This window comes from Bacillus sp. SH5-2, assembly GCF_008368905.1.
GTDB classification, from domain to species: Bacteria; Bacillota; Bacilli; order Bacillales; family Bacillaceae_G; genus Bacillus_A; species Bacillus_A luti.
Genome location: NZ_QOSD01000020.1, coordinates 420,191 through 444,957 on the forward strand (window position 1 = coordinate 420,191; position 24,767 = coordinate 444,957).

Sequence of the window (24,767 nt, forward strand, 5' to 3'; positions counted from 1 at the left end):
GGTGAGGATTATGCCAACAACAAAAGGGCCGTTACATCCATCGGTTCAACAGTTTAAAGAGTTTGTAAACCATCACCCTAAAATGGTTCATGAAGTTCGAAGTGGTCATAAAACTTGGCAACAGTTTTATGAGGAATGGTACTTACTTGGTGAAGAAGATCCGATATGGGCAACTTTTAGACCTGATGGAGCGCCTGCTTTTTCTTCGGTAAAAGAAAATAAAAAAGAAAAAGAAAAAGAAAAAGAAAAAGATAATCGAACTGAAGAGGAAAAAACTGCCGATGTGATGGGACAAATGCTTTCTTTCTTTAAAAAGCTAGATGTGGAACAAATGCAACATCATTTAGCCAATGTGACGAGTGCTATTGGTAGCGTGCAACAAGTTTTTCAACAATTTCAAGGGAAACGCGAGCAGCAAGAGCAAAGTACTTCAGAAAATAATCCATTTTTCTTTCAGAAGGATTAGGGGGAAAGATGATGAGAGCAGAACTTATGGAGTTTATAAAAGCTGATGAAGATTTATCTCGCTATATTAGGGAACAACCGTACTGGTATAGAAAATTAACACGAAACCCTGAAGAAAAAGAGGCTTTTGAGTTGGCAGCGATGCAGCATTTCAAAAAAACGATACCAGATAAAGTAGAGAAATTTCAAAATCAATTGGCGGTTGCTTCAATCATGATTGATATGTTTCAGTATATGAAGCAGCAAAATGCGACATAATTGGAAGGGAAAACTATGTCCGTCATGCAGAACTTTTGTTACAATAGAAGCGGATTATTTAAAAAAGGAGTTGCAGCATGACGGAAATTTGTTTAGTACGACATGGACAAACTGATTGGAATTTTCGAGAAATTATTCAGGGGCGTGAAGATATTCCACTTAATGAAGTTGGGAAGAAGCAAGCGAGTCAAAGTGCAGCTGCTTTACAAGCGGAATCGTGGGATTTAATTATTAGCAGCCCGTTAATTAGAGCGCAAGAGACCGCCAATGAAATCGCAGAGGCAGCTGGATTACAGTCGATTTTATTAGATGAGCGATTTGTTGAACGGAATTTTGGAGAAGCTTCTGGGCAGCCGGTTGCGACTGTTAGGGAGTTAATAGCAGAAGGTAAAGTAGAAGGTATGGAGCAAGATGAAGAAATAGTAGCTCGTTGCTTTGCGGCTTTAGAAGATGTTGCAGCAACGCATTCTGGCAAACGTATTATCATTGTTGCTCATTCCCATGCGATAAAAGCAATTTTACATGCAATTGAACCAGATGAAATTACGTTTAAGACCCCATTAAAAAATGCATGTATTAGTTATGTGAAAGAAAATAGTGGACAATGGGATGTTCTTCAATATAATATTGCGGAACATATTAATGTATAAGTGTATTTGCGATTGTGTAAAATCAGTTAGAGTTATATCTTTCTTTTAAGTGAGGCACTTCAATTAGTAGTTCTATTCTAAATGTGGTATGATGAATACTCGGAGGTGTCTCTCATGATTGTAGCGACGCTGGAAAGCGTATTGATATTAGATAAGGCAGAGCAGCTTGCAAAAGCGATTATCTGTTCAGATATAGCAGAAGATTATCGTAAGTGTTATAAAGAATTGCATGAAGATATGGAAGTTCAGGCGTTAATTCAGCAATTTACAGCGATGAAGGAACGATATGAGGAAGTGCAGCGTTTTGGTAAATACCATCCTGACTATACTTTCGTTTCAACGAAAATGAGGGAATTAAAGCGTTCTGTAGACTTACATGATAAAATTGCAGCCTTTAAACGAGTAGAAACTGCTTTGCAAAAATTATTAGATGAAGTTAGTGTGGCAATCGGCTCTGAGGTGTCTTCTTCCGTTAAAGTTCCAACAGGAAATCCATTTTTTGATGTTGGTGGCTGTAGTGGCGGTTGCGGTACCGGTGGCGGTTGTGGCTGCAAAAAAACGGGGTGATTTACCCCGTTTTTTAGAATATGGAAGAAAACGTATACAGAGTTTGTTCTATAATGTCATAAATTTCTGATTGGTTTTCATAGAATATAAAAATTTAAGTTTTTAAAAGGAGAAGATGGAGAAGATTATGTTCGGGCAACGACAAAGTATGATTGTTTATTTACACTCATTGAAACATGCCAAGATTTTGAGGAAATATGGTAACATACATTACATATCAAAGCGTTTGAAATATGCAGTTGTATATTGTGATATGGAACAAATTGAGCACATGATGCATAAGTTGAACAAACTTCCTTTTGTGAAAAAGATAGAACAGTCGTACCGCCCGTTTTTAAAAACAGAATTTGAAAATTCTCGTCCAGATCGGGCAAAAGAATACGATTATAGTTAATGCGAAAAATCCCCCTGCTACGTTTAGCGGGGGGATTTTTCACTTGAAATAAAATGTTATTTCATTGGAGGAATGAAATTGTTCATTCGTAAAATACCAATTAAATGATTGAAAAATAGTTCTTTTTCTGGGAAAGTTGTGGACGGTTTTACAGTAAATGTAGTCACTTTTTTTCCTAGTTGTTCTGCCATTTCTTCGAATAAAATGACACGTTTACTTTTCTTATTTTCAAGCATAGGAATGCCTTCGCGACATATGTATAATGGTTGGAAATCACCAGTAGTAGTTGGTTTTAATATTACAACAAGTGAACAAACTTTTTTTTCATTTTTTATCGTTTCGAATTGTAACATATGGGTTATACGTTCTTGATTTGCTTTGGCAATTTCAAGTAATTCATATAAATCAGAGTAGCCTTCTCCGAGTTCTATAAAGCGTTGAATCATATTTTTTCCTCCTCTTTCTTTTACTGTACCATCTCACTTTTTAAATGAAAAGTAGACAAATAAAAAAAACCCTGCAAAGCAGGGCCCTTCTTATACTAGTATGTACTAGTAAGAAGGCAAAGGGAGAGGAGAAACCGGAGGAAGAACTTATGGGGAAACGTAAGTCTTCTCCGCGGTTGGCAACAACATCGAAGGTGATGTTGTTATAATTATTTATGTCCAATCTAAATGAAGATATACATAATGAAAATAAATTTTATGTTTGGCTTTTTATTTTTCTTTTTTTAAATTTATGATAGGATAAAAAAAGATAAAGTGAAACTAATATACATAATGGATTCGTGTTAGCGAATGATGAGATGAATACATAAAAAATGCGAGCGGTTACTGAATTGAGAAGGGTTTTCTATAATTGCTCGATAGATTGAAATAAAGGTAGTGACAACAGATGAGAGTAGTTTCAGGTAAATGTAAAGGACACCCACTTAAAGCGGTGCCTGGTAATACAACACGTCCAACGACAGATAAAGTGAAAGAGTCTATTTTTAATATGATAGGGCCGTATTTTGATGGTGGCACTGCCCTTGATTTATTTGGTGGTAGTGGTGGCCTTGGAATTGAGGCTATAAGTAGAGGGATTGATAAAGCGATTTTTGTTGATCGAGATAGTAAAGCAATAAAAGTAATACATCAAAATTTAGAAAGTTGTAGAATACAGGAACAAGCTGAAGTATATCGGAATGATGCGGAGCGTGCGGTAAAGGCGCTTATAAAACGAGAAATATCATTTGATCTTATACTAATTGATCCGCCATATAAAGAACAAAAAATTGTATCTTTAATTAGTGTGATGGATCAACATGGATTGCTACATAGTGATGGATTAATTATGGCAGAGCATGGTAATGATGTAGTTTTACCTGATTCTATAGGGGGGCTTGCCAAAGTGCGGGCTGAGAATTATGGCATTACAGCAATATCGATTTATAAGTATGAAGGTGAGGGGACGGAATGACAAGTATAGCTATTTCTTCAGGAAGTTTTGATCCAATTACCCTAGGGCATCTGGATATTATTAAAAGGGGAGCAAAAGTATTTGATGAGGTATACGTAGTTGTTTTAAACAATTCATCAAAAAAACCGTTCTTTTCAGTCGAGGAGCGCTTAGAATTAATTCGAGAAGCAACAAAGGATATCCCGAATGTGAAAGTAGATTCACATAGTGGACTATTGGTGGAGTATGCAAAAATGCGTAATGCAAACGCGATATTACGTGGTTTACGAGCAGTATCTGATTTTGAATACGAGATGCAAATCACTTCTATGAATCGAAAATTAGATGAAAACATTGAAACCTTCTTTATTATGACAAACAACCAATATTCATTTTTAAGCTCGAGTATTGTGAAAGAAGTTGCGAGATATGGAGGAAGTGTAGTAGATCTTGTGCCGCCTATTGTAGAGCGCGCTTTAAAAGAAAAGTTTCAAACCCCGTTAAAGTGAACGGGGTTTTTCTTTATTGTTGCGAAAAAATAATAAGATAACATATACATATAAACAAAATAATGTGAATATCGGTCCGTATTGTACGAAAGATGTCCAAATTTCATGCAGTATAGAAGAATGATTTGATAAAAAGACGGGAATATTTTTTTGCATGGGCGAGAAAGAATTGACTTTTTCGTAAAATGGTTTCCAAAATATAAAAGTAAACATAGGAGCGAGAATACTTTGGATAATGCGTGCGAAAAAATATGGTTTAAATCGGATGTCAGTTTCAGCTAATATGCTTGCAACTTGTGCCTGAATAGAGAGACCGCTAAACGCTAAAATGAAGCTTGTTACCATAGCTTGTTGCAGAAGAGGTGTTTCATTTACTTGACTAATCATTTGGCTTCCAAGTGTCATTTCAAAAATGCCAGATAATATCGGAATACTAAATTCGGTAGTTAGTTGGAAGAATGATAAAATATGTTGCATAATAAAAGAAAGGGCTGTTGTAATATGAAATACAGTAATCATTTTATTTAAAACAGAGAATAAAATAATAAATCCACCAATCATAAGTAGCGTTTGAATAGACGAAACGATCGCGTCCCCAAGTAATTTTCCTATTGGTCTTTTTTCTTGCATGCGTGTCTGGTGAAGAATTGAAAAAGGATTTTGAAAAGGACGTTTTTTAGTAGTGTGTTTATCATTTGTTTTAGTGGTGTTATTACCGTAAAAACGCATCAGTAACCCGACGGCAAAGTTACTTAAATAATGTGCGGCAGCTAATATGATTCCTAATTTCGGATTATTGAAAAAACCGATAGAAACAGCTCCGAAAATAAAAAGTGGATTAGAAGAGTTTGTAAAGGATACGAGGCGTTCTGCTTCGATTTGTGTAAGTTGATTGCTTTTGCGTAGTCTAGCGCTTAATTTGGCGCCAGCAGGAAAACCTGAAGCCATTCCCATTGCCCACACAAATCCGCCTATCCCTGGAACGCGAAACAGTGGTCGCATGAGTGGTTCTAATATAACACCGATAAATTTTACAACACCAATACTAATTAGAAGTTCCGCAATGATGAAAAACGGTAATAGAGACGGGAATACAACTTCCCACCATATATTTAACCCTCGAATGGAAGCTTGCAAAGCAGCTTGGGGGTGGAGTACAAGAGAAAAGGTTAAAAACAGTGTTGATATGGTAAGGAAAGCCGTTTTCCATTTTTCATACATGTAAGTAAATCCCCCTTTGTCCCAAAAAACGTTCATTTCAGTATACGTGGATACGTGGTGAATTTAGACCATAAGTATGAAAAAGGAATGAAAAAAGTTAAAGGGTGAGAAAAATGAAAGAACCGAAAATTGGTTTAGCGCTTGGATCTGGAGGAGCGAAAGGATTTGCTCATATTGGCGTTATAAAAGTTTTGAGGGAAAATGGTATACCGATTCATATGATTGCGGGAAGTAGCATGGGAGCTTTAATAGGTACATTTTATGCAGCTGGTAGTAACGTTGAAAGACTGTATAAAATGGCAACTGTTTTCAAGAGGAAATATTATTTAGATTTCACGGTTCCGAAAATGGGATTTATTGCTGGAAAACGTGTCAAAGATATGATTAAAATGTTTACATATAATAAAAAATTAGAAGAGTTAGATATCCCGACGGCTGTTGTGGCTACTGACATCTTGAAAGGGGAAAAGGTTGTTTTTACAAGTGGTCCTGTTGCAGATGCAGTGAGGGCTAGCATATCGGTACCTGGGGTGTTTGTACCAGAAAAAGTAGATGGGCGATTATTAGTGGATGGCGGAGTTATTGATCGTATTCCAGTATCGGTTGTGAAGGAGTTAGGCGCTGATATTGTTATTGCTGTTGATGTATCTCCGATCAAGGTGAATGGTGAGGTTACGTCCATTTATGATGTGATTATGCAGAGTATTGAAATTATGCAACATGAGCTTGTGATGAATCGGCAAATTGCATCAGATTTAATGATGCGACCAGCTGTGGAACAATTTAGTTCACGTGCTTTTACAAACATTGAAGACATTATTCAAGTCGGAGAAGTAGAAGCGGAAAAACATGTTTCAAATATTTATTTATTAATTGAGCAGTGGAAGGAGAAACATAATGTTTAAGCGTTTTCGGTTTATATATGCAATTTTAATAGGTGTGATATTGGCGATGTTACTTGTTTACGTACGTTTGCCGTATTATGTAACAAAACCAGGGATGGCTGCAAAATTAGAGCCGTATGTTCAAGTTGAGGGCGGAACGAAAGAATCTGGTGATTTTATGCTTGTAACGGTTTCAATGGGACCGGCAAATGTGGTGAATTTAATAGCAGCGCAGTTTAACAAATATACACATGTATCGAAGGCGGAAGAAATATTACAAAGAGGCGAGAGCGATGAAGAATATCAATTTCGCCAAAATTATGCAATGAAAGATTCGCAAAATGCAGCGATTTACAATGCTTATAAACGTGCAAATCGTTCTGTTTCTTTTGAAAATAAAGGTGTTTTAGTAGCGGGAGTTTCGAAGGGAATGCCGTCGGAAGGAAAGCTTAAGCTTGGGGATGTCATCATAGCTGTTGATGGAAAAACATTCGAAAAGACGGAGCAATTTATTGAGTATATGACTGGGAAAAAAGAGGGCGATACAGTAAGTATTGAGTACAAGAGAGGTGGAAAGCAACTTAAAGAAAATTTAAATGTTAAGACAATCCCAAATGGGAATGGGCGTGTTGGTATAGGTGTTTCTATTGTAACGGAAAGAGAATTAGTAGTAGATCCGAAAGTGAAAATTGACTCGCATGAAATAGGGGGGCCATCGGCAGGTTTAATGTTTACATTAGAAATATATAATCAACTTGTAGAAGAAGATTTAACGAAAGGACACGAAATTGCTGGAACGGGTACAATCAATGAAAAAGGTGAAATTGGTCCAATTGGTGGTATTCAGCAAAAAGTGGTAGCTGCTAGTGATGCTGGTGCTGAAGTGTTCTTTGCACCGAATGAAAAAGGTGCGGAGAAATCGAATTATAAAGATGCACTTGAGGCTGCGAAAGATATTAAAACAAAAATGAAAATTGTACCAGTTGACACGTTGGATGATGCATTAACGTATTTAGAAAAAATGGGTGATAAAAAATAAACCTCTCTGAAAAAGAGAGGTTTTTCTTATAGAAATGTTGCAGTTGTTTCATCGTAACGAATTGGATGGTGTGTTACGTCTTGTTTTAGTAGTTGTGTCCGTAATGGTTCTTGCATGATGGAGAAATAGACAGAATTTGCTTTTCGCTCTATATCTAAAGTGGGATGATTAAAAGTTTTTGTATGAGTAAGGATTGGAAGTTCTATTTTTTTCTTGTTTTTTGAAAGGTAAGTTTGTCCTTTTTGTGACATGCCAAGTAGACGGATATACGGTGCATGCTGTTCTATATTTGCATTATGCATTTCTTCTTTTGTTGTGTTTGTTAAAATGTGTGTGCAAGCTCTTTGTAATCTAGTCCATGTATAACGTTTAGTTTTTAATGCTTCCATGAATGAATAGAACGAGGAACTGTTTTGTATTTTTGATAAAATGCGATGCTCTAAGCCTTCTTCTATTTCATATATATGTTGTAAGTCCTTGGGAGACATCGTCATGAGTTTGTATTTGAAAAATGAGAAATATTGTTCCCAATTATGTAATATCCCATAGTTTTGTTTGTAATTTGCTAAAAGTGAAGCGGTTGCTTTTGGGATGAAAGGCTCAATTGCTGTAAATGAACTATTCTCGTTAAAAAGTTGTTTACGAATACTGGTTGCGCTTGCGATATGTTGATCAGTAAATGTTTCATCATGATAATGAGAGGCAAATCTTTTTATCGTTTGTGCTTGCATAGAACTATTTTGCGAGAGAATTGCTTTCATGTATTGGAAGCCTAAAATGTTATTTGGCTGAGACATGTCTATGTTTTTTTCGGATGGCAAAATATGCAGGAAGGCTTCAGATGTAGCTTTTGCGTAACTATTACCTGTGTTCATAAATTGTTTAACAAGTCGATTAAAAGTTTCTTCTTCGTTTTTTTGTACAGAGATGGTATTATAAAAATTTTCGATTATTCCATCTTCACTACCGAAACAAATTTCAGAAACATGTAAGGCGTTTAAAATAGAAATAGCGCCATTTGCAAATGTTTCAGCCTTTTGTGTGGCGAAAGCGTATGGAAGCTCTACAATAAGGTCTACGCCGCTTTCTAACGCCATTTTGGTGCGGTACCATTTAGATAGGAGTGCCGGCTCACCGCGCTGTAAAAAAGGGCCACTCATAACGGCAATTGTAATATCAGAGTGTGTTAACTTTTTTGTTTGTTGCACATGATAATCATGACCGTTATGAAAAGGGTTATATTCAACAACAATACCACTGGCTTTTATGGTAATCTCTCCTTTCGATGTAGCATCTTTTTGAAAAACATGATACTCTATATATTATTTACTATGATGACTTCATTATAGTGTAAAGAAAAAACATTGACAAATATAAAATGGCTAGCTATAATTTTGTTTGTTGCCTTGAGGTGATATGATATGAAATGGTCCATCCATCAATTGAATAAATTGAGAAATAAAGGATTGACATTGGATGAGATGGTAGATGTAAGTGAGCTAAAAGAGGTCGAGAAAGATATTCGTGAAATTAATCCTGTTCATGTAACAGGAAGAGTTGATTTTGGCTCCGGTAAGTTTACGTTTCATCTACATATAACTGGAAACATGGTTTTACCGTGTTCTCGCTCTTTAGTAGATGTGACATTACCATTTGACATTAAAACAACTGAGGTGTTCCAAACTTCACAAGAAGATTTTGAAACAGAAGCTGAAATTCATTGTTTAGAAGGAGAAGTACTTGACTTACTGCCCGTAATCAAGGAAAATATACTTTTGGAGATTCCAATGCAAATTTTCAGTGATGATGTTTCTGGTGGAGCACCGACGCAAGGTCAAGACTGGCAAGTGATTTCGGAAGAAAACAAAGAAAAGCCTGTTGATCCAAGATTGGCAGGACTTGCAAAGTTTTTTGACAAATAATCGGAAGACTGGTTCAGGCCTTCATATGAAAATAACTATTTCTTTTAAGGAGGTGGGAAGAATGGCTGTACCTTTTAGAAGAACTTCTAAAACAGTAAAAAGAAAGCGTCGTACGCATTTCAAATTATCAGTACCTGGTATGGTAGAGTGCCCAAGCTGTGGTGAAGCGAAATTAGCTCACCGTGTATGTAAAGCATGCGGTACTTACAAAGGTAAAGAAGTAATCAGCAAGTAATTGCGGGAAAATAAACGTAGAAGATATCTTCTGCGTTTATTTTTTTTGTCTAATTCTTTAATTGGTGTATTCTATCTTTTCTAGTAACTGCATATGTTTAATAAAAAATGCATAGGGAGGACTAGAGAGATGGCGACAACAAGACAAGATGCTTGGACTGATGATGAAGATTTGCTTCTGGCAGAAGTAGTACTCCGGCATATTCGAGAAGGTGGAACACAGCTTTCTGCCTTTAAAGAAGTGGGAAGACATTTGTCTCGTACACCAGCAGCATGTGGGTTTAGATGGAATTCTTATGTTAGAAAGCAATATAAAGAACGTATTGAAGAAGCGAAGCAACTGCGTAAAGTAGAGAATTATGAAGTGAAAGAGACGAAGGTATTAGAGCCTACGTCAATTACATTGAATGATGTTATCGATTTCTTGCAAAATTATAAAGATGAAAATTCTTTAATGGTGCTGCAACAACAAATTGAATCGTTACAAACAGAGAGAGAGCGTCTTTTGGAGCGATTATCAGTATATGAGGAAGAATATAGAACATTACTTGATTATATCGATCAAAAAAGAAGTGTAATGGTTGCGGAAAGAAATAGCGCTCGTTCCAATGGAAAATTAGAGAAATTAAAGAAATAAAAAAACAGCTGCTATGTAGCTGTTTTTTTTATTTTTAAGCAGATTCTTCGTTTGTAACCGCATTCAAATTTGTTTCTGGGTGCCAAACATAAAAATCACCATTAGGTACTGATACAGGTTGGAAATTTAATTTATCCCAAAAACCAGCTGAATGGATACGTGCAATTGTTTTAATTGGGAATTGTAGTTGTTTCGCATAATTTACAAGCATTTCTCCAAATCCTTGTTTTTGAAAAGTTGGTAACACTTCTAGTTTATAGAGCTCTAGGTAAGTACCTGTAATTTCGAATGGCTCGCCGCCGTTTCTTTTCATGTATAAGCTCATACGTGCAATTAATGATCCGCCATAATAGATACCATAAAATGGAGATTCACTATCGTTTTCAATAATGTTTGCTTGTAATTCTTCTAACATGGATAGTTCTTGAGCTCCGCAACCTTTAAATTTTTTAAATTCATCTAATGTTTTATAATTGATGAGCAAACGCTCAACTTTTGGGAATCCCATTACATCACGTCCTTTTCTAATCTTGTTGAATGCAGAAAAGTAAAAATATTTATAATAATATTATAACTCATTTTTTGATTTTTATGAAGAAGATAGTATATTTCTTTTATTATTTTTTTGAGGATTTGCTAAACTAAGAGTAGAAGCGTATTAATAGGTAGTATATACATAGTGAAAGAAGAGGTTGCATTTGTTTGTCAGGGAACAGTGAAATTATTAGTTGTATTAGTGTGATTTAGGAAGATATAAAGGGGGGAGGGCAAGGGAACTTATGTAACTTGTTCATAGGAGTTCCTTGTGTGAAGATGAAAATTGGGATTGTGGGACCGGGTGCTATCGGTCTATTGTATACATTTTATTTACAAAAAAGTAATCAAGATGTTACGTTGTTTACTAGAACGGCTAAACAGTCTGAGGAATTGAATATAACGGGTATAACCTGTGTTAGGGATGAGGGATGTGAAACGGTATTTCCATCGGTTTTACCAATAGAGAGTATGCCAAAGCAGAAGTTAGACTTTATATTTATTGCTGTAAAGCAATATCATATAACTGACATATTATCTTTTGTGCAGGGAGAATTATCATTAGTCTTTTTACAAAACGGAATGTCACATTTGCATGCTATGCAGAAAATAGGGAATGAAAATATAGCTGTTGGGATTGTAGAACATGGTGCGAAAAAAGAAGGGATGCATACAGTTCATCATACGGGAATAGGTGTTACAAAGTTTGGTGTAGTACGCGGTCAATCTATACATTTTGAAAAAATATTTGATTGTTTTTCTTCCCCTCATTTCCCTCTTCAAATAGCATCTGATTGGAAGGATGTTATGCACAAAAAATTAGTAGTTAATGTATGTATTAATCCGTTGACAGCGTTATTACAAGTTCAAAACGGGGAGCTGATTTCTAATCCGTTTTTTTATCAAATGATGGAGCAAGTATTTCAGGAAGTGGTTTTTCTTGTTAAAGAAGAAAAAGAAATTGTATGGCAAATGGTACGACATGTATGTGAAAGAACGTCTCGTAATACATCATCTATGTTGGCGGATGTGAGAGCGAATAGACAAACGGAAATTAATGCGATAATTGGATATGTATTAGAAGAAGCTAAGAAACAGCAACGACCAGTTCCGACACTACAATTTTTATTCGATGCAATAAAAGGGTTAGAAGTAAAAGTATAAGTGTTATTCTTTGCTTTTACGTGAAACATTGACTACAATGTGGATTGGTGAGAGAACAGGATACGAAAGGAAGAATTATATGGAGATAAAAGAAATCTCTGTTCCGCAACAAGGTGTTGTAGCGGACTATATGAACGGTGAAAAAGAGATACAGTCGTGTTTTGATTATATGTTAACAGAAGATGCTTTTAAACAGCGTTTACATGATTTGCGTGAGAGAGAGTTTTTCCGCCAAGATTTAGTAGCGCATTTATTAGAATATAATACAAAGTTACAAGCGGGAGAAACTACAATTCAAAATGTAAAAGCGCTTGGGGATGAAAATACATATGTTGTTATAGCTGGACAACAAGCAGGGCTATTGACTGGACCGCTTTATACAATTCATAAAATTATTTCAATTTTACAGCTTGCGAAGGAAAAGGAAGCAAGTTTAGGTGTTAAAGTTGTTCCTGTTTTCTGGATTGCTGGTGAAGACCATGATATGGATGAAATTAATCACACTTTCGTAATGAAGAATAAAAATATTAAAAAGACTATTTTTCATGATCGTAATCCGAAAAAGGCGAGTGCTTCAGAGTCGGAACTTTCAGTGGAAGACTGTAGAAAGTGGATTGAAGAGATTTTTAAAACATATCCCGAAACGAATTTTACTAAGGATGTATTGCAATTTATTGATGATGCTTTGGAAAAATCGAATACGTATGTAGATTTCTTTGGTTACCTTATTACTAAAATGTTCGTTAGCTCTGGTTTAATTCTCGTTGATTCACATCATCCTGAATTGAGAAAATTAGAAGTGCCGTTCTTTAAACAAATTATAGGCAAGTATAAAGAAGTGCAAGAGGGGCTTCATAATCAACAGGAAGTAATTAAAGGATTAGGATATAAACCGATTATTGAAACGAAGAATAATGCGGTGCATATATTCATGGAAATTGATAATGAGCGAGTACTACTTGAAGAGAATAAAGGGAGATTTGTTGGGAAAGATGGAGCGTATTCCTTTTCGTATGAAGAATTAATCGAAGAGATGGAAAGAAATCCAGAACGTTTTAGTAATAATGTTGTAACACGCCCGCTTATGCAAGAGTATGTATTTCCTACGCTTGCGTTTATTGGAGGGCCGGGAGAATTAGCTTACTGGAGTGAATTGCAACAAGTATTTCATACTGTCGGTTTCCGGATGCCGCCTGTCGTTCCGCGTATTACAATTTCTTATTTGGAGAGAGATATAGCGACAGATGTGAAAGATTTACAATTACAAGAGAGCGATCCATTTGTAAAGAATGTAGATAAACTGCGTGAGAATTGGTTGTCTAATCAAATAGAGGAACCGATAGATGAACGATTTGTAGATGCGAAAAAAGAAATAATGGATATTCACGCATCATTACAGCAGTTTGTGAAGAAGATAGATCCAGGATTAAGTGCGTTTGCAGGGAAAAATGAAGTGAAAATAAATGAACAAATTGAACTGTTGGAAAGAATGTTGAAAAAGAATGTTGAGAAAAAACATGAGGTTCAGCTAAATAAATTCCGTCACATACAATGTGCACTTCGTCCGTTAGGAGCGCCGCAAGAGCGCGTTTGGAATGTGTGCTATTATTTAAATCAGTTCGGTTTAGATTTTGTTGAGCGAGTAATGGAAAACTCATTTTCTTGGGATGGAAAACATCATGTTATAAAACTATAGAATCTTGCTCTTCGGAGCAGGATTTTATTTTTGTCTCGTTGAATTTACTTTGAAGTGTAATTTTTCTGAATTATCAATTTAAAAATAATGAAGATTGTATGTAGGCAGGATACTTAAATATATGACAAAATAGCACAAAATGTAAACGTATTATTATCTTTTTCGACAGTTTTTTATTTAAATTCCCGCAAAAGATGATAAAATTTAGTATATAATAAAAGAAAATAGCGATTTGTATAGTATGCTGCCTTTGTAGGTAAGTTAAATGAGTCGTTCTTTAGTAGTATTTCGTTCTCTAATCGTGAAATAAGCGTGTAGAGGAAGGAATGCATTCAACATAATTAATTGGAAAAAGAGTAGGTGCAACAATGTTTAAACACGTAACAGTACTTTTGAAAGAAACGGTAGACGGCTTAGATATAAAGCCAGGTGGTACATATGTAGATTGTACACTGGGGGGAGGAGGACATAGTTCTTATCTATTATCCCAATTAACTGATGGCGGGAAATTAATAGCTTTTGATCAAGATGAGATAGCGATTCAAAATGCGAAAGAAAAATTTGCTTCATACGGTGAGCAGTTTGTAACAGTAAAGAGCAATTTCCGTTATTTATCTGAAAAACTACAGGAATTAGGTATAACAGAAGTAGATGGTATTTTATTCGATTTAGGTGTTTCATCTCCACAATTAGACACACCAGAGCGTGGTTTTAGTTATCATCATGATGCACCGTTAGATATGCGGATGGATCAAGATGCCCCATTAACAGCATATGATGTTGTAAACAGCTGGTCATATGAACAACTCGTAAGAATTTTCTTCCAGTATGGTGAAGAGAAATTTTCAAAACAAATAGCAAGGAAAATTGAAGCGTATCGTGAGAATAAAGCTATTGAAACGACTGGAGAGTTAGTAGAACTAATTAAAGAGGGTATCCCGGCTCCTGCACGAAGAACTGGTGGACATCCTGCGAAACGCGTGTTCCAGGCGATTCGTATTGCTGTAAATGATGAATTGAAAGTATTTGAAGAAGCTTTAGAATCTGCAATTAGTATGGTCAAGCCAGGTGGAAGAATCAGTGTTATAACATTCCATTCTTTAGAAGACCGTATTTGTAAAACAACGTTTAAGCGAAATAGTACAACGCCACAATTGCCACCAGGATTACCAATTATTCCTGAGGAATTCAAACCGAAATTAAAACTTATTACAAGAAAGCCGATTTTACCTTCTGATATAGAGCTAGAAGAAAATAATCGAGCGCGTTCTGCGAAGTTGAGGATCGCTGAAAAACGATAAAAAGGGGAGAGAGGTATGAGTAACTTAGCTGTAAAGTATAAGCAACAAGCGCAAGAAGAGGTCCAGATTCAAACACCCCCACAGCAGATGGTTCAACCAAAAGTTAAAGCGAAAATTACAAGAATTGAAAAACTGTTATATGTAGCGTTTATTGGCTTTTTATTGTATGCCTGCGTAGCGTTTATTGGAAATAAAGCGGGCCTTTATCAAGTTAATGTAGAAGCAGCGACAATAGAAGAAAAAATTGTGAAGCAGCAAAAAGAAAATCAAGAGTTACAGGCTGAAGTAGAGAAGTTAAGTCGTTATGAGCGAATCGCTGAAGTTGCAAAAAAACACGGGCTAGAAATTAATGCAAATAATGTGAAGGGCCTCAAGTAAGGCAATAGGTGTGAAGGAAAGATGAAGAGTAATATGACTAAATTTCATACCAATAAGGGAGCAGGGTATTTTATGATATTATTCCTCCTGCTCTTTTTGCTGTTATTAGCCCGATTTTTTTACATACAAGCGACAGGAACTGTGCATAACCAAGATTTGGATACACTTGCTAAGCAAAAACATAGCAAAACAGGAGTCCTCGAAGCCAATCGAGGAACAATTTATGATCAAAACGGTCATGTGTTAGCGCAAGACGCAAACTCGTATAAACTTGTAGCAGAATTAAAAGGTGCTAAGCCCGTTAAGGATAAAGAGGATACCGCAAAGAAAATTGCGGGAGTACTCGGAAAAGGTGAAGAAGATATTTTAGCTGCATTAAATAAGGAAGGCAGAAGTCAGGTTGAATTTGGAACGCTAGGTAAGAATCTGACGAAAGAGCAGAAGGAACAAATAGAAGCGTTGAAGTTGCCTGGAATATCCTTTATTACAGAAAATGCCAGAGTATATCCAAATGGTGATTTTGCATCTTACGTCATAGGTCATGCGAAACCAAATGATAAGGGAACTTCGGTAGGTCAATTTGGCTTAGAACAAAGTTTGGATAAATATTTAAGTGCTTCTAACGGGAAAGTAGCTTATACAGGTGATCGTAAAGGTGTATCTCTCGATGGTGGAAAAGTTAACGTAGAGGCCCCTAAAAATGGAGATAATGTATATTTAACAATGGATCAACGTATTCAAAGTTATTTAGAAGATGCGATGAAAGAAGCGAGTAAGCATTATGAGCCAGAAAGTTTAATAGGGATTGTTGCGGATCCGAAAACAGGAAAAATATTAGCGATGTCTAGTAAACCTAGTTATGATCCAAATGATCGTCAAATTAAATATTTCTTTAATGATGCGATTGCAAATGCATTTGAACCTGGATCAACAATGAAGATTTTCACATTAGCGGCCGCTATCAATGAAGGTGTGTACAAAGGACAAGATTATTATCAATCTGGTACATATCAAGTTGGTAATCGAAAAATAAAAGATCATAATGGTGGTGCTGGTTGGGGATCTATCACGTTTGATGAAGGGGTAGAGCGTTCTTCCAACGTAGCGTTTGCTATTTTAGGTGATCAAAAACTTGGTCCAGAACGTTTCCGAAAATATATCCATGCTTTCGGATTAGATGAAAAAACGAATATTGATTTACCTGGTGAAGGTTCAAATACCATTTTATTCGATCAGCAAATACAGCAAGTAACAACAGCATTTGGACAAGGTTCTACTGTAACGCCAATTCAACTTGTACAAGCTGCAACAGCTATTGCAAATGATGGGAAAATGATGAAACCTTATACAATTGATAAAATTGTAGATCCGATAACAGGGAAAGTAAAATTAGAACATAAACCAGAAGAAGTAGGAAAGCCTGTTACAAAAGAAACAGCAGCGCAAGTAAGGCAGTTATTAGAACGCGTTGTTACATCACCTAAAGGAACAGGGACTGCATATAAAGTTGATGGGTATTCAGTGGGTGGTAAAACTGGGACAGCACAAATTCCGGATGGAAAAGGTGGATATATGACGGGAAGAGAGAATTATATATTCTCATTCTTAGGTATGGCACCGATGGATGACCCACAACTTGTTGTGTACGTAGCTGTTAAACAGCCGAAGTTAAAAGATGATGAAAACGGCGCACAGCCTTTAGCTGATATCTTTAAATATGTAACAAAAAATAGTTTAGAGTATTTAAAGATTAAGCCGAATGAAGTGAAAGATCCAAAAAAATATTTGAAAGATCAACAAACAGCAGTTCCAGATGTAACTGGCAAAACGATGGCAGAAGCAGGGAAAGCGATCGATAAAGCAAAACTCCGTCCAATCGTATTAGGTGAAGGGAAAGTACAGCAACAAGTGCCAAAAGCGACTGAACAAACATTAAGAGGAGATCGGGTCTTCCTAGTGGGAGATAAGCCTACAATGCCAAATATACAAGGCTGGGCACTGCGTGATGTTATGAATTTAGCAAAAACATTACAGCTTAATTTAAAACCTTCTGGCACTGGGTACGTAACCGAACAAAGTGTAGCAGAAGGAACGTTATTGCAACCGGGTACAGAATTAGGTGTTACACTCGTACCGCCACTCGAACCGCAACAAGAAGCAGAAAAACCGTAATGGTAAGAAGCGAAAAGTTCTAATTAAATAAGTACAAGCATATATTGGAACAAGCTAGGCGTAAAGGAGGCTTGTTCCAATATGCGTGTATCAAATGTAACTGTTAGAAAGCGACTTATTTTTATACTTATATCCGGTATACTTATTTTCACTATCATCGATATTCGTCTTGGATATGTGCAGTTCTTTCTTGGGAGTATGTTAACAGATCGTGCGAAGGATTCATGGAGTCGTAATATTACTTTTGAACCTGAACGTGGGAAGATTTTAGACCGAAATGGTGTGGAACTTGCCACGAATAAAAGTGCCCCAACTGTCTTTGTTGTACCGAGGCAAATTGAAAAACCAGCAGAGACTGCAGAGAAACTAGCTGCAGTATTAGGTGTGGAAAAAGATGAGATTTATAAGAGAGTTACAAAAAAAGAGTCGATTGTAAGGTTAGACAAAGGCGGAAGGAAAATATCACATGACAAAGCGAAAGAGGTACGAGGATTAAGTTTGAAAGGTGTGTATATCGCAGAGGATTCGATCCGGTACTATCCATTTGGAAACTTTTTATCACATGTATTAGGGTTTGCAGGTAGTGATAACCAAGGTCTCATGGGACTAGAAAAATATTATGATAAAGAGCTAAATGGTGATAAAGGTCATGTGCGTTTTTTTGCAGATGCGAAAGGACAAAGGATGCCGAATGTTGGTGATGATTTCAAAAAACCAGAAGCTGGCTTGAATTTGGGGCTAACAATTGATGCGCGTATTACGAGAATTATGGAAAGAGAAATGAATATTGCAGAGTCAACGTATAATCCAGACGGTATGATTGCAATTGCAATGAATCCAAAAAATGGTGAAATTTTAGGTATGTCAAGCCGGCCGAGTTTTGATCCAGCAGATTTTCAAAGTGTCTCTCCTGAGGTGTATAACAGAAACTTACCAGTATGGAGTACGTATGAGCCTGGTTCAACATTTAAGATCATTACGTTAGCAGCAGCTTTGAATGAAAATTTAGTAGACTTAGAGAAAGATACGTTTTATGATGATGGAGCAGCTGAAGTTGGTGGAGCTAGATTGAAGTGTTGGAAAGCAGGAGGTCATGGTAGCCAAACGTTTTTAGAGGTAGTTCAAAACTCTTGTAACCCAGGATTTATTGAACTAGGTGACCGCCTTGGTAAAGACCGATTGTTTAAATACATTCGTAATTTCGGTTTTGGACAGAAAACAGGCATTGATTTGCAAGGCGAAGGTAGCGGGATTTTATTTAATTTAGATAAAGTCGGTCCAGTCGAGCAAGCGACGACTTCATTCGGTCAAGGTGTTTCTGTTACGCCAATCCAACAAGTGGCGGCAGTAGCAGCGGCTGTAAATGGTGGAACATTGTATCAACCGTATATAGCTAAAGAATTTATTGATCCGAAAAACAATCAAGTTGTAAGTAAAAAGACACCTGTGGAAAAAAGAAAAGTTATTTCCAAGGAAACTTCAGAAAAAGTTCGGTATGCATTAGAAAATGTTGTAGCGAAAGGGTCTGGTAAAGGGGCATATATTGACGGATATCGCGTAGGAGGAAAAACAGGAACTGCTCAAAAGGTAAAGGATGGAAAATATTTAGAGAATAACTATATTGTATCCTTTATTGGTTTTGCTCCAGCAGATGATCCAGAAATCGTTGTCTATGTTGCTGTTGATAATCCGAAAGGTGTAACGCAATTTGGTGGAGTAGTAGCAGCTCCAATTGTTGGGAATATTCTCCGGGATGCACTTCCTGTTATGGGAGTGAAACCGAGAAAAGAACAAGTTGAGAGAGAATATAAATGGGGCGATACACCAACTGTGGAAGTTCCGAATTTAATTGGTATGAAAAAGAAAGACTTACAGACGCAACTCGTCGATTTGAAGCTTGATATAAGCGGAGATGGAGAGAAAGTCATTAAACAATCACCAGAAGCAGGATCTAAAGTGAAAGAAGGCTCGAAAATTAGAATTTACTTCGGGAATTAAAGGTAACCTAGTACGTTTTATGGTACAATTGGTGGAAGTGAGTTCTTTATAGAAGAGTTACTTAATTTGAGGCCGTAAGGGTTTCAGTTATAAATAGGTCTATTTATAGACGATAGTAGCACTTACCTCCTATTTTACATAATTAGGAGGTAATGTGTTGCTTATTAAAAAAGAGATAAATACACAATGTAGAGAGGGTTTAGTGAAATGAAGTTGCATACACTTGTATCATGTTTGCATGATTTTCCAGTTGTTCCAAAAGAAAATCCAGAAATCACATCAATAGAGGCTGATTCGCGTAAAGTGAAAGAAGGAAGCTTATTTGTATGTATGAAAGGATATACAGTTGATAGCCATGATTTTGCTAAGCAAGCAGCGGCACAAGGAGCGGCTGCTATTGTTGCGGAAAGACCAATTGATGTTGACGTTCCAGTTGTACTTGTGAAAAACACTTTTCGTTCGTTAGCGGTTTTAGCTGATTATTTTTATGGTCAACCAACGCACAAGTTACATTTAATCGGAATTACAGGTACAAATGGAAAGACAACAACATCGCATATAATGGATGAGATTATGCGCGCACATGGTCATAAAACAGGGCTAATTGGAACGATTAATATGAAAATCGGTGATGAAACATTTGAGGTGAAAAATACAACGCCAGATGCACTAACACTTCAACAGACGTTTTCAAAAATGGTTGAACATGGTGTGGATAGCACAGTAATGGAAGTTTCATCGCATGCTTTAGATCTTGGTCGTGTACACGGATGTGATTACGATGTAGCAGTGTTTACAAATTTAACACAAGATCATTTAGACTATCATAAAACGATGGAAGAATATAAACATGCAAAAGGGTTGTTATTTGCACAACTTGGCAATAGTTATAATCATAATCGTGAAAAGTACGCGGTACTGAATAACGATGATGCTGTAACAGAGGAGTACATGAGAAGTACTGCAGCAACTGTTGTAACGTATGGAATTGATACAACAAGTGATATTATGGCCAAAGATATTGTTATGACGAGTGGTGGAACTACGTTTACGCTTGTAACACCGTATGAAAGTGTAAATGTTACGATGAAATTGATTGGGAAATTTAATGTATATAACGTACTAGCGGCAACAGCGGCAGGACTTGTTTCGGGCGTGAAACTAGAAACAATCATTGATGTGATAAAAGAACTAGCTGGAGTTCCAGGACGTTTTGAAGTAGTTGATGGTGGACAAAATTATACAGTTATTGTTGATTATGCACATACACCAGATAGCTTAGAGAATGTATTGAAAACAGCAAAACAATTTGCAAAAGGTGACGTATATTGCATCGTAGGTTGTGGCGGTGATAGAGATCGAACGAAGAGACCGATCATGGCCAGTGTTGCAACAAAATATGCAACTCACGCAATTTACACTTCAGATAATCCAAGAAGTGAAGAGCCAGGAGCTATTTTAGATGATATGATACAGGGTGCAAATGGGAATAATTATGAAGTAATTATTGATAGAAAAGAAGCGATATACCATGCAATTGCTAACGCGAAAGCTGAAGATATCATCATTATTGCTGGTAAGGGTCATGAAACGTATCAAATTATTGGTAAAGATGTACATCATTTTGACGATCGTGAAGTCGCTAAAGAAGCAATTACAGAGCGTTTAAACAACGAAGAGTAACAACGTGAGAGGAGGACTACATGTGCTTGAGCAAGGTTTATTAGTAACGGCTGGGGTAGCATTCTTAATTTCTGTTGCCCTTTCGCCATTATTTATTCCATTTTTAAGAAAATTAAAGTTCGGACAGAGTATTCGTGATGAGGGACCAAAGTCACATCAAAAAAAATCAGGGACACCGACGATGGGTGGTATTGTCATATATGTATCTATGATGGTGACTTCACTTATTATGGCGATTAAGTTTAATCATTTAGGTGCAGAGGTTTCATTATTACTATTAGTGACGTTTGGTTACGGATTGATTGGATTTTTAGATGACTACATAAAGGTAGTTAAGAAGAGAAATCTTGGTTTAACATCAAAACAAAAATTAGTAGGTCAGCTTGTTATTGCTATTGCGTTCTTTTTAATTGGAAAAGGGCAAGCATTTCACACATACATCATGATTCCGGGAACGGATGTTAAGTTTGAATTAGGTTGGGCGTACTTTGTACTTGTACTATTTATGCTAATCGGTGGATCAAATGCGGTTAACTTAACTGATGGTTTAGATGGTTTATTATCAGGAACAGCTGCTATTGCATTTGGGGCGTTTAGTATTATTGCTGTAGCACAAGAGCAATTTGGAGTAGCAATATTCTGTATGGCGGTTGTAGGAGCTGTACTTGGATTTTTAGTGTTCAATGCGAATCCAGCAAAAGTATTTATGGGAGACACAGGTTCCTTAGCTTTAGGTGGTGCCATCGCAGCTGTAGCAATTTTATTAAAACAAGAATTGCTACTTGTAATTATTGGTGGCGTATTCGTAATGGAAACTTTATCTGTTATTATTCAAGTTATTTCATTTAAAACAACAGGAAAACGTGTCTTTAAAATGAGTCCATTACATCACCATTATGAATTATGTGGTTGGTCAGAGTGGCGCGTCGTGGTAACGTTTTGGTCTGTAGGGTTTTTATTAGCTGTGTTAGGAATTTATATCGGGGTGTGGATGTAATTGAAAACTGTAACTGAATTTCAAAATAAAAATATTCTTGTATTAGGCATTGCAAAAAGTGGTTATGCAGCAGCTACCTTGTTACAAAAGTTAGGGGCAAACGTTATTGTAAATGACGGAAAACCTTTAGCAGAAAATGTACTTGCTGCAGAACTACAAGCAAAAGGAATGGACGTTGTATGCGGTGGTCATCCTTTAGAATTGTTAGAGAGAAATATTTCTCTTGTTGTAAAAAATCCAGGAATTCCGTATTCTAATCCAATATTAGTTGCTGCGAAAGAAAAGCAAATTCCAATAGTTACAGAAGTGGAATTAGCATATCGCATTTCAGAAGCGCCATTTGTTGGAATTACAGGATCTAACGGTAAAACGACAACGACAATGCTTACATTTGAAATGTTAAAAGAAGGACAAAAGCATCCTGTTATTGCAGGAAACATAGGGACTGTTGCTTGTGAAGTAGCGCAGGATGCAAAAGAAAATGAAGTTGTAGTTACAGAACTTTCATCGTTCCAATTGATGGGAGTAGAATCGTTCCAGCCTAAAATTGCTGCGTTTTTAAACTTATTTGAAGCCCACTTAGATTATCATGGGACGAAGAAGGAATATGGTTTAGCAAAAGCAAATATTTTTAAAAACCAAACAGAAAACGATTATAGTGTAATAAATGCAGATGATGCAGATGTGATGGCCTTATCTGTGAATACTAAAGGTCAAAAAGTATTATTTTCGACAACGAAAGAAATTGAAGATGGTGCGTATATAAAAGACAATGCTCTTTATTTTAAAGGGGAAAAAGTTGTTGAAGTAAGTGATATCGTTCTACCAGGTCAGCATAATTTAGAAAATATTTTAGCTGCGATGAGTATTGCGAAATTGTTAGGTGTTTCTAACGAAGCGATTACGGTAGTGTTAAAACGTTTTACAGGTGTAAAACATCGTTTAGAATATGTAACAACTATTAACAACCGTAAGTTTTATAATGACTCGAAAGCGACAAATATGCTAGCAACTGAGAAAGCATTATCTGCGTTTGCACAACCGATTGTGTTACTAGCAGGTGGGCTTGATCGCGGAAATGAATTCGATGATTTAATTCCATATTTCAAAAATGTAAAAGCGATTGTAACATTTGGACAAACAGCGCCAAAACTAGTAAGGGCAGCAGGGAAAGCCGGATTAGATATAATTGAAAGTGTCGATACTTTAGAAGAAGCAGTGGTGAAAGCTTATGCTCATTCTACAGACGGCGATGTTATTCTTCTTTCTCCAGCATGTGCAAGCTGGGATCAATTTAAAACATTTGAAGAAAGAGGAGACATTTTTATACAAGCTGTGCATAAACTTATATAAAGTAAATCAAAACATCAGTAGGCTAACACCTACTGATGTTTTGTTACATAGGGCAAAAGGTTCTGCCTAAAGAGGTGGTGTTTATGGGTAATGAAGAAATCGCCTGATTTTATTCTCATCATCGTTACACTTTCGTTGTTGACAATCGGAATGATTATGGTTTACAGTGCGAGTGCAGTTTGGGCCTCTTATAAAATGGGGGACTCATTCTTTTTTGCAAAAAGACAATTATTGTTTGCAGGTCTTGGTGTAGTGGCTATGTTTTTTATAATGAAAATTGATTATTGGGTGTGGCGTACGTATTCAAAAGTAATTTTGCTAGTTTGTTTCATTCTTCTTATTCTCGTTCTTATTCCAGGAGTTGGTCTTGTTCGAGGGGGAGCACGAAGTTGGATTGGGATCGGAGCATTTTCGATTCAACCGTCAGAGTTTATGAAGTTTGCGATGATAATTTTCTTGGCAAAATTTTTAGCGGAACGGCAAAAATTAATTACATCTTTTAAACGTGGTTTATTACCGGCTCTTAGTTTTGTGTTTCTTGCTTTTGGGATGATTATGTTACAGCCAGACCTTGGCACAGGGACGGTAATGGTTGGGACATGTATCATTATGATCTTTATTTCGGGAGCGAGGGTCTTTCACTTTGCAATGTTTGGTTTGCTTGGTGTAGCAGGATTTGTAGGGTTAATTGTATCAGCACCGTATCGAATGAAACGCATTACATCATATTTAGATCCGTGGTCAGATCCGCTTGGAAGTGGATTTCAAATTATCCAATCATTACTCGCAATTGGACCTGGTGGATTATTCGGGCTTGGACTTGGACAAAGTAGACAAAAATTTCTTTATTTACCTGAACCACAAACAGACTTTATATTTGCAATCTTATCCGAGGAATTAGGTTTTATTGGTGGTTCATTTGTGTTATTATTATTTAGTCTATTATTATGGCGCGGGATTCGTATCGCATTAGGAGCGCCGGATTTATATGGTACGTTTTTAGCAGTAGGTATTGTGGCGATGATTGCGATTCAAGTAATGATTAATGTTGGTGTTGTAACAGGACTGATGCCTGTTACGGGTATTACTTTGCCGTTTTTAAGTTATGGTGGATCAAGTTTGACATTAATGTTAATGGCGGTAGGTGTATTATTAAATATAAGTCGCCATTCTCGCTACTAAACCCTGTTTATAAGACAGGGTTTTTCGTATGTGTGTGAAAATACAATATGTATATAGAAATAAATACGATTGAAATAAGAAATAAGAAA

General features: G+C 36.4%; 26 protein-coding genes. 22 read left to right on the forward strand and 4 right to left on the reverse strand.

Translation table 11 applies throughout. From position 1 onward, the window contains the following. The first annotated feature begins 10 nt into the window (after positions 1-10). The 5 genes from ylbD (at position 11) to DN410_RS17430 (ending at position 2,334) form a co-directional block, all read left to right on the forward strand. Positions 11-466, forward strand: coding sequence for a YlbD family protein (gene ylbD, locus DN410_RS17410; protein WP_149177405.1), 456 nt, complete (start codon positions 11-13; stop codon positions 464-466). 11 nt (positions 467-477) lie between these two features. Further along, positions 478-723, forward strand: a complete 246-nt coding sequence (locus DN410_RS17415; RefSeq protein ID WP_088230197.1) for a YlbE-like family protein — start codon at positions 478-480, stop codon at positions 721-723. Between the two features lie 77 nt (positions 724-800). Further along, positions 801-1,373 (forward strand): histidine phosphatase family protein, encoded by a 573-nt coding sequence (locus DN410_RS17420; protein ID WP_149177406.1) that lies wholly within the window; start codon positions 801-803, stop codon positions 1,371-1,373. A 114-nt stretch (positions 1,374-1,487) separates the two neighbouring features. Beyond that, positions 1,488-1,940: a YlbF/YmcA family competence regulator gene (locus tag DN410_RS17425; protein WP_000634352.1), complete on the forward strand. Its 453-nt coding sequence runs from the start codon at positions 1,488-1,490 to the stop codon at positions 1,938-1,940. Positions 1,941-2,067: 127 nt separating this feature from the next. Further along, positions 2,068-2,334, forward strand: a complete 267-nt coding sequence (locus DN410_RS17430) for a YlbG family protein (protein WP_002093356.1) — start codon at positions 2,068-2,070, stop codon at positions 2,332-2,334. A gap of 56 nt (positions 2,335-2,390) precedes the next feature. On the opposite strand, the gene DN410_RS17435 is transcribed toward DN410_RS17430, so the two are convergent. Continuing rightward, positions 2,391-2,780: a DUF7147 family protein gene (locus DN410_RS17435; protein ID WP_000616005.1), complete on the reverse strand. Its 390-nt coding sequence runs from the start codon at positions 2,778-2,780 to the stop codon at positions 2,391-2,393. A gap of 448 nt (positions 2,781-3,228) precedes the next feature. Here DN410_RS17435 and rsmD point away from each other — a divergent pair, with 448 nt between their 5' ends. Next, complete coding sequence (rsmD, locus tag DN410_RS17440; RefSeq protein WP_149177407.1) at positions 3,229-3,795, forward strand: 16S rRNA (guanine(966)-N(2))-methyltransferase RsmD; 567 nt, start codon at positions 3,229-3,231, stop codon at positions 3,793-3,795. Further along, the gene (gene coaD / locus DN410_RS17445; protein ID WP_000200601.1) at positions 3,792-4,283 is read left to right on the forward strand and encodes a pantetheine-phosphate adenylyltransferase; all 492 of its coding nucleotides are present in this window, start codon (positions 3,792-3,794) and stop codon (positions 4,281-4,283) included. Before rsmD ends, coaD begins: the two co-directional genes overlap by 4 nt. Here coaD and ylbJ read toward each other — a convergent pair. Next, positions 4,275-5,504: a sporulation integral membrane protein YlbJ gene (gene ylbJ / locus DN410_RS17450; RefSeq protein WP_149177408.1), complete on the reverse strand. Its 1,230-nt coding sequence runs from the start codon at positions 5,502-5,504 to the stop codon at positions 4,275-4,277. The two genes, coaD and ylbJ, sit on opposite strands and share 9 nt — an antisense overlap. 113 nt (positions 5,505-5,617) lie before the next feature. On the opposite strand from ylbJ, the gene DN410_RS17455 reads away from it, so the two are divergent. Together DN410_RS17455 and DN410_RS17460 are read left to right on the forward strand one after the other, a co-directional pair. Further along, positions 5,618-6,409, forward strand: a complete 792-nt coding sequence (locus DN410_RS17455; protein WP_149177409.1) for a patatin-like phospholipase family protein — start codon at positions 5,618-5,620, stop codon at positions 6,407-6,409. Next, positions 6,402-7,427 (forward strand): SepM family pheromone-processing serine protease, encoded by a 1,026-nt coding sequence (locus DN410_RS17460; RefSeq protein ID WP_149177410.1) that lies wholly within the window; start codon positions 6,402-6,404, stop codon positions 7,425-7,427. Before DN410_RS17455 ends, DN410_RS17460 begins: the two co-directional genes overlap by 8 nt. Positions 7,428-7,453: 26 nt before the next feature. Here DN410_RS17460 and DN410_RS17465 read toward each other — a convergent pair whose 3' ends face one another. Further along, the gene (locus DN410_RS17465; RefSeq protein ID WP_149177411.1) at positions 7,454-8,680 is read right to left on the reverse strand and encodes a nucleotidyltransferase; all 1,227 of its coding nucleotides are present in this window, start codon (positions 8,678-8,680) and stop codon (positions 7,454-7,456) included. Between the two features lie 168 nt (positions 8,681-8,848). On the opposite strand from DN410_RS17465, the gene DN410_RS17470 reads away from it, so the two are divergent. The 3 genes from DN410_RS17470 (at position 8,849) to DN410_RS17480 (ending at position 10,220) form a co-directional block, all read left to right on the forward strand. Continuing rightward, on the forward strand, positions 8,849-9,349 hold the full coding sequence (locus DN410_RS17470) for a YceD family protein (RefSeq protein ID WP_149177412.1): 501 nt from the start codon (positions 8,849-8,851) through the stop codon (positions 9,347-9,349). A 61-nt stretch (positions 9,350-9,410) separates the two neighbouring features. After that, positions 9,411-9,584, forward strand: coding sequence for a 50S ribosomal protein L32 (gene rpmF, locus DN410_RS17475; protein ID WP_001984764.1), 174 nt, complete (start codon positions 9,411-9,413; stop codon positions 9,582-9,584). A 129-nt stretch (positions 9,585-9,713) separates the two neighbouring features. Further along, a complete protein-coding gene (locus DN410_RS17480; RefSeq protein WP_000246477.1) occupies positions 9,714-10,220 on the forward strand; it encodes an RsfA family transcriptional regulator in 507 nt (168 codons plus the stop codon). 34 nt (positions 10,221-10,254) lie between these two features. On the opposite strand, the gene DN410_RS17485 is transcribed toward DN410_RS17480, so the two are convergent. Further along, positions 10,255-10,728: an N-acetyltransferase gene (locus DN410_RS17485; protein ID WP_149177413.1), complete on the reverse strand. Its 474-nt coding sequence runs from the start codon at positions 10,726-10,728 to the stop codon at positions 10,255-10,257. Positions 10,729-11,027: 299 nt separating this feature from the next. Here DN410_RS17485 and panE point away from each other — a divergent pair, with 299 nt between their 5' ends. The 10 genes from panE to spoVE all read left to right on the forward strand — a co-directional run bounded on the left by panE (position 11,028) and on the right by spoVE (position 24,678). Further along, a complete protein-coding gene (gene panE / locus DN410_RS17490; RefSeq protein ID WP_149177414.1) occupies positions 11,028-11,918 on the forward strand; it encodes a 2-dehydropantoate 2-reductase in 891 nt (296 codons plus the stop codon). 79 nt (positions 11,919-11,997) lie between these two features. Beyond that, the gene (gene bshC / locus DN410_RS17495) at positions 11,998-13,614 is read left to right on the forward strand and encodes a bacillithiol biosynthesis cysteine-adding enzyme BshC (RefSeq protein ID WP_149177415.1); all 1,617 of its coding nucleotides are present in this window, start codon (positions 11,998-12,000) and stop codon (positions 13,612-13,614) included. 368 nt (positions 13,615-13,982) lie between these two features. Further along, positions 13,983-14,915: a 16S rRNA (cytosine(1402)-N(4))-methyltransferase RsmH gene (gene rsmH / locus DN410_RS17500; RefSeq protein WP_071713190.1), complete on the forward strand. Its 933-nt coding sequence runs from the start codon at positions 13,983-13,985 to the stop codon at positions 14,913-14,915. 15 nt (positions 14,916-14,930) lie between these two features. Continuing rightward, positions 14,931-15,293, forward strand: coding sequence for a cell division protein FtsL (gene ftsL, locus DN410_RS17505; RefSeq protein ID WP_000067084.1), 363 nt, complete (start codon positions 14,931-14,933; stop codon positions 15,291-15,293). Positions 15,294-15,314: 21 nt separating this feature from the next. Next, positions 15,315-17,465: a penicillin-binding protein gene (locus DN410_RS17510; protein WP_472926186.1), complete on the forward strand. Its 2,151-nt coding sequence runs from the start codon at positions 15,315-15,317 to the stop codon at positions 17,463-17,465. Positions 17,466-17,546: 81 nt separating this feature from the next. Continuing rightward, positions 17,547-19,463, forward strand: a complete 1,917-nt coding sequence (locus DN410_RS17515; RefSeq protein ID WP_149177417.1) for a stage V sporulation protein D — start codon at positions 17,547-17,549, stop codon at positions 19,461-19,463. A gap of 207 nt (positions 19,464-19,670) precedes the next feature. Then, complete coding sequence (gene murE / locus DN410_RS17520) at positions 19,671-21,146, forward strand: UDP-N-acetylmuramoyl-L-alanyl-D-glutamate--2,6-diaminopimelate ligase (RefSeq protein WP_149177418.1); 1,476 nt, start codon at positions 19,671-19,673, stop codon at positions 21,144-21,146. Between the two features lie 22 nt (positions 21,147-21,168). After that, positions 21,169-22,143, forward strand: a complete 975-nt coding sequence (gene mraY, locus DN410_RS17525; RefSeq protein ID WP_000893058.1) for a phospho-N-acetylmuramoyl-pentapeptide-transferase — start codon at positions 21,169-21,171, stop codon at positions 22,141-22,143. After that, on the forward strand, positions 22,144-23,496 hold the full coding sequence (murD, locus tag DN410_RS17530; protein WP_149177419.1) for a UDP-N-acetylmuramoyl-L-alanine--D-glutamate ligase: 1,353 nt from the start codon (positions 22,144-22,146) through the stop codon (positions 23,494-23,496). Positions 23,497-23,586: 90 nt separating this feature from the next. Further along, complete coding sequence (gene spoVE / locus DN410_RS17535) at positions 23,587-24,678, forward strand: stage V sporulation protein E (RefSeq protein ID WP_149177420.1); 1,092 nt, start codon at positions 23,587-23,589, stop codon at positions 24,676-24,678. Positions 24,679-24,767 lie beyond the last annotated feature (89 nt).

Coding starts and splice junctions, on each gene's coding strand:
- DN410_RS17460 (WP_149177410.1), top strand. CDS start 6,402: ATGTTTAAGCGTTTTCGGTTTATATATGCAATTTTAATAGGTGTGATA.
- rsmH (WP_071713190.1), top strand. CDS start 13,983: ATGTTTAAACACGTAACAGTACTTTTGAAAGAAACGGTAGACGGCTTA.
- DN410_RS17435 (WP_000616005.1), bottom strand. CDS start 2,780: ATGATTCAACGCTTTATAGAACTCGGAGAAGGCTACTCTGATTTATAT.
- DN410_RS17485 (WP_149177413.1), bottom strand. CDS start 10,728: ATGGGATTCCCAAAAGTTGAGCGTTTGCTCATCAATTATAAAACATTA.
- DN410_RS17455 (WP_149177409.1), top strand. CDS start 5,618: ATGAAAGAACCGAAAATTGGTTTAGCGCTTGGATCTGGAGGAGCGAAA.
- DN410_RS17470 (WP_149177412.1), top strand. CDS start 8,849: ATGAAATGGTCCATCCATCAATTGAATAAATTGAGAAATAAAGGATTG.
- DN410_RS17515 (WP_149177417.1), top strand. CDS start 17,547: ATGCGTGTATCAAATGTAACTGTTAGAAAGCGACTTATTTTTATACTT.
- DN410_RS17415 (WP_088230197.1), top strand. CDS start 478: ATGAGAGCAGAACTTATGGAGTTTATAAAAGCTGATGAAGATTTATCT.
- DN410_RS17420 (WP_149177406.1), top strand. CDS start 801: ATGACGGAAATTTGTTTAGTACGACATGGACAAACTGATTGGAATTTT.
- coaD (WP_000200601.1), top strand. CDS start 3,792: ATGACAAGTATAGCTATTTCTTCAGGAAGTTTTGATCCAATTACCCTA.
- ylbD (WP_149177405.1), top strand. CDS start 11: ATGCCAACAACAAAAGGGCCGTTACATCCATCGGTTCAACAGTTTAAA.
- DN410_RS17510 (WP_472926186.1), top strand. CDS start 15,315: ATGAAGAGTAATATGACTAAATTTCATACCAATAAGGGAGCAGGGTAT.
- DN410_RS17430 (WP_002093356.1), top strand. CDS start 2,068: ATGTTCGGGCAACGACAAAGTATGATTGTTTATTTACACTCATTGAAA.
- spoVE (WP_149177420.1), top strand. CDS start 23,587: ATGAAGAAATCGCCTGATTTTATTCTCATCATCGTTACACTTTCGTTG.
- rpmF (WP_001984764.1), top strand. CDS start 9,411: ATGGCTGTACCTTTTAGAAGAACTTCTAAAACAGTAAAAAGAAAGCGT.
- bshC (WP_149177415.1), top strand. CDS start 11,998: ATGGAGATAAAAGAAATCTCTGTTCCGCAACAAGGTGTTGTAGCGGAC.
- ylbJ (WP_149177408.1), bottom strand. CDS start 5,504: ATGTATGAAAAATGGAAAACGGCTTTCCTTACCATATCAACACTGTTT.
- DN410_RS17425 (WP_000634352.1), top strand. CDS start 1,488: ATGATTGTAGCGACGCTGGAAAGCGTATTGATATTAGATAAGGCAGAG.
- ftsL (WP_000067084.1), top strand. CDS start 14,931: ATGAGTAACTTAGCTGTAAAGTATAAGCAACAAGCGCAAGAAGAGGTC.
- murE (WP_149177418.1), top strand. CDS start 19,671: ATGAAGTTGCATACACTTGTATCATGTTTGCATGATTTTCCAGTTGTT.
- rsmD (WP_149177407.1), top strand. CDS start 3,229: ATGAGAGTAGTTTCAGGTAAATGTAAAGGACACCCACTTAAAGCGGTG.
- DN410_RS17480 (WP_000246477.1), top strand. CDS start 9,714: ATGGCGACAACAAGACAAGATGCTTGGACTGATGATGAAGATTTGCTT.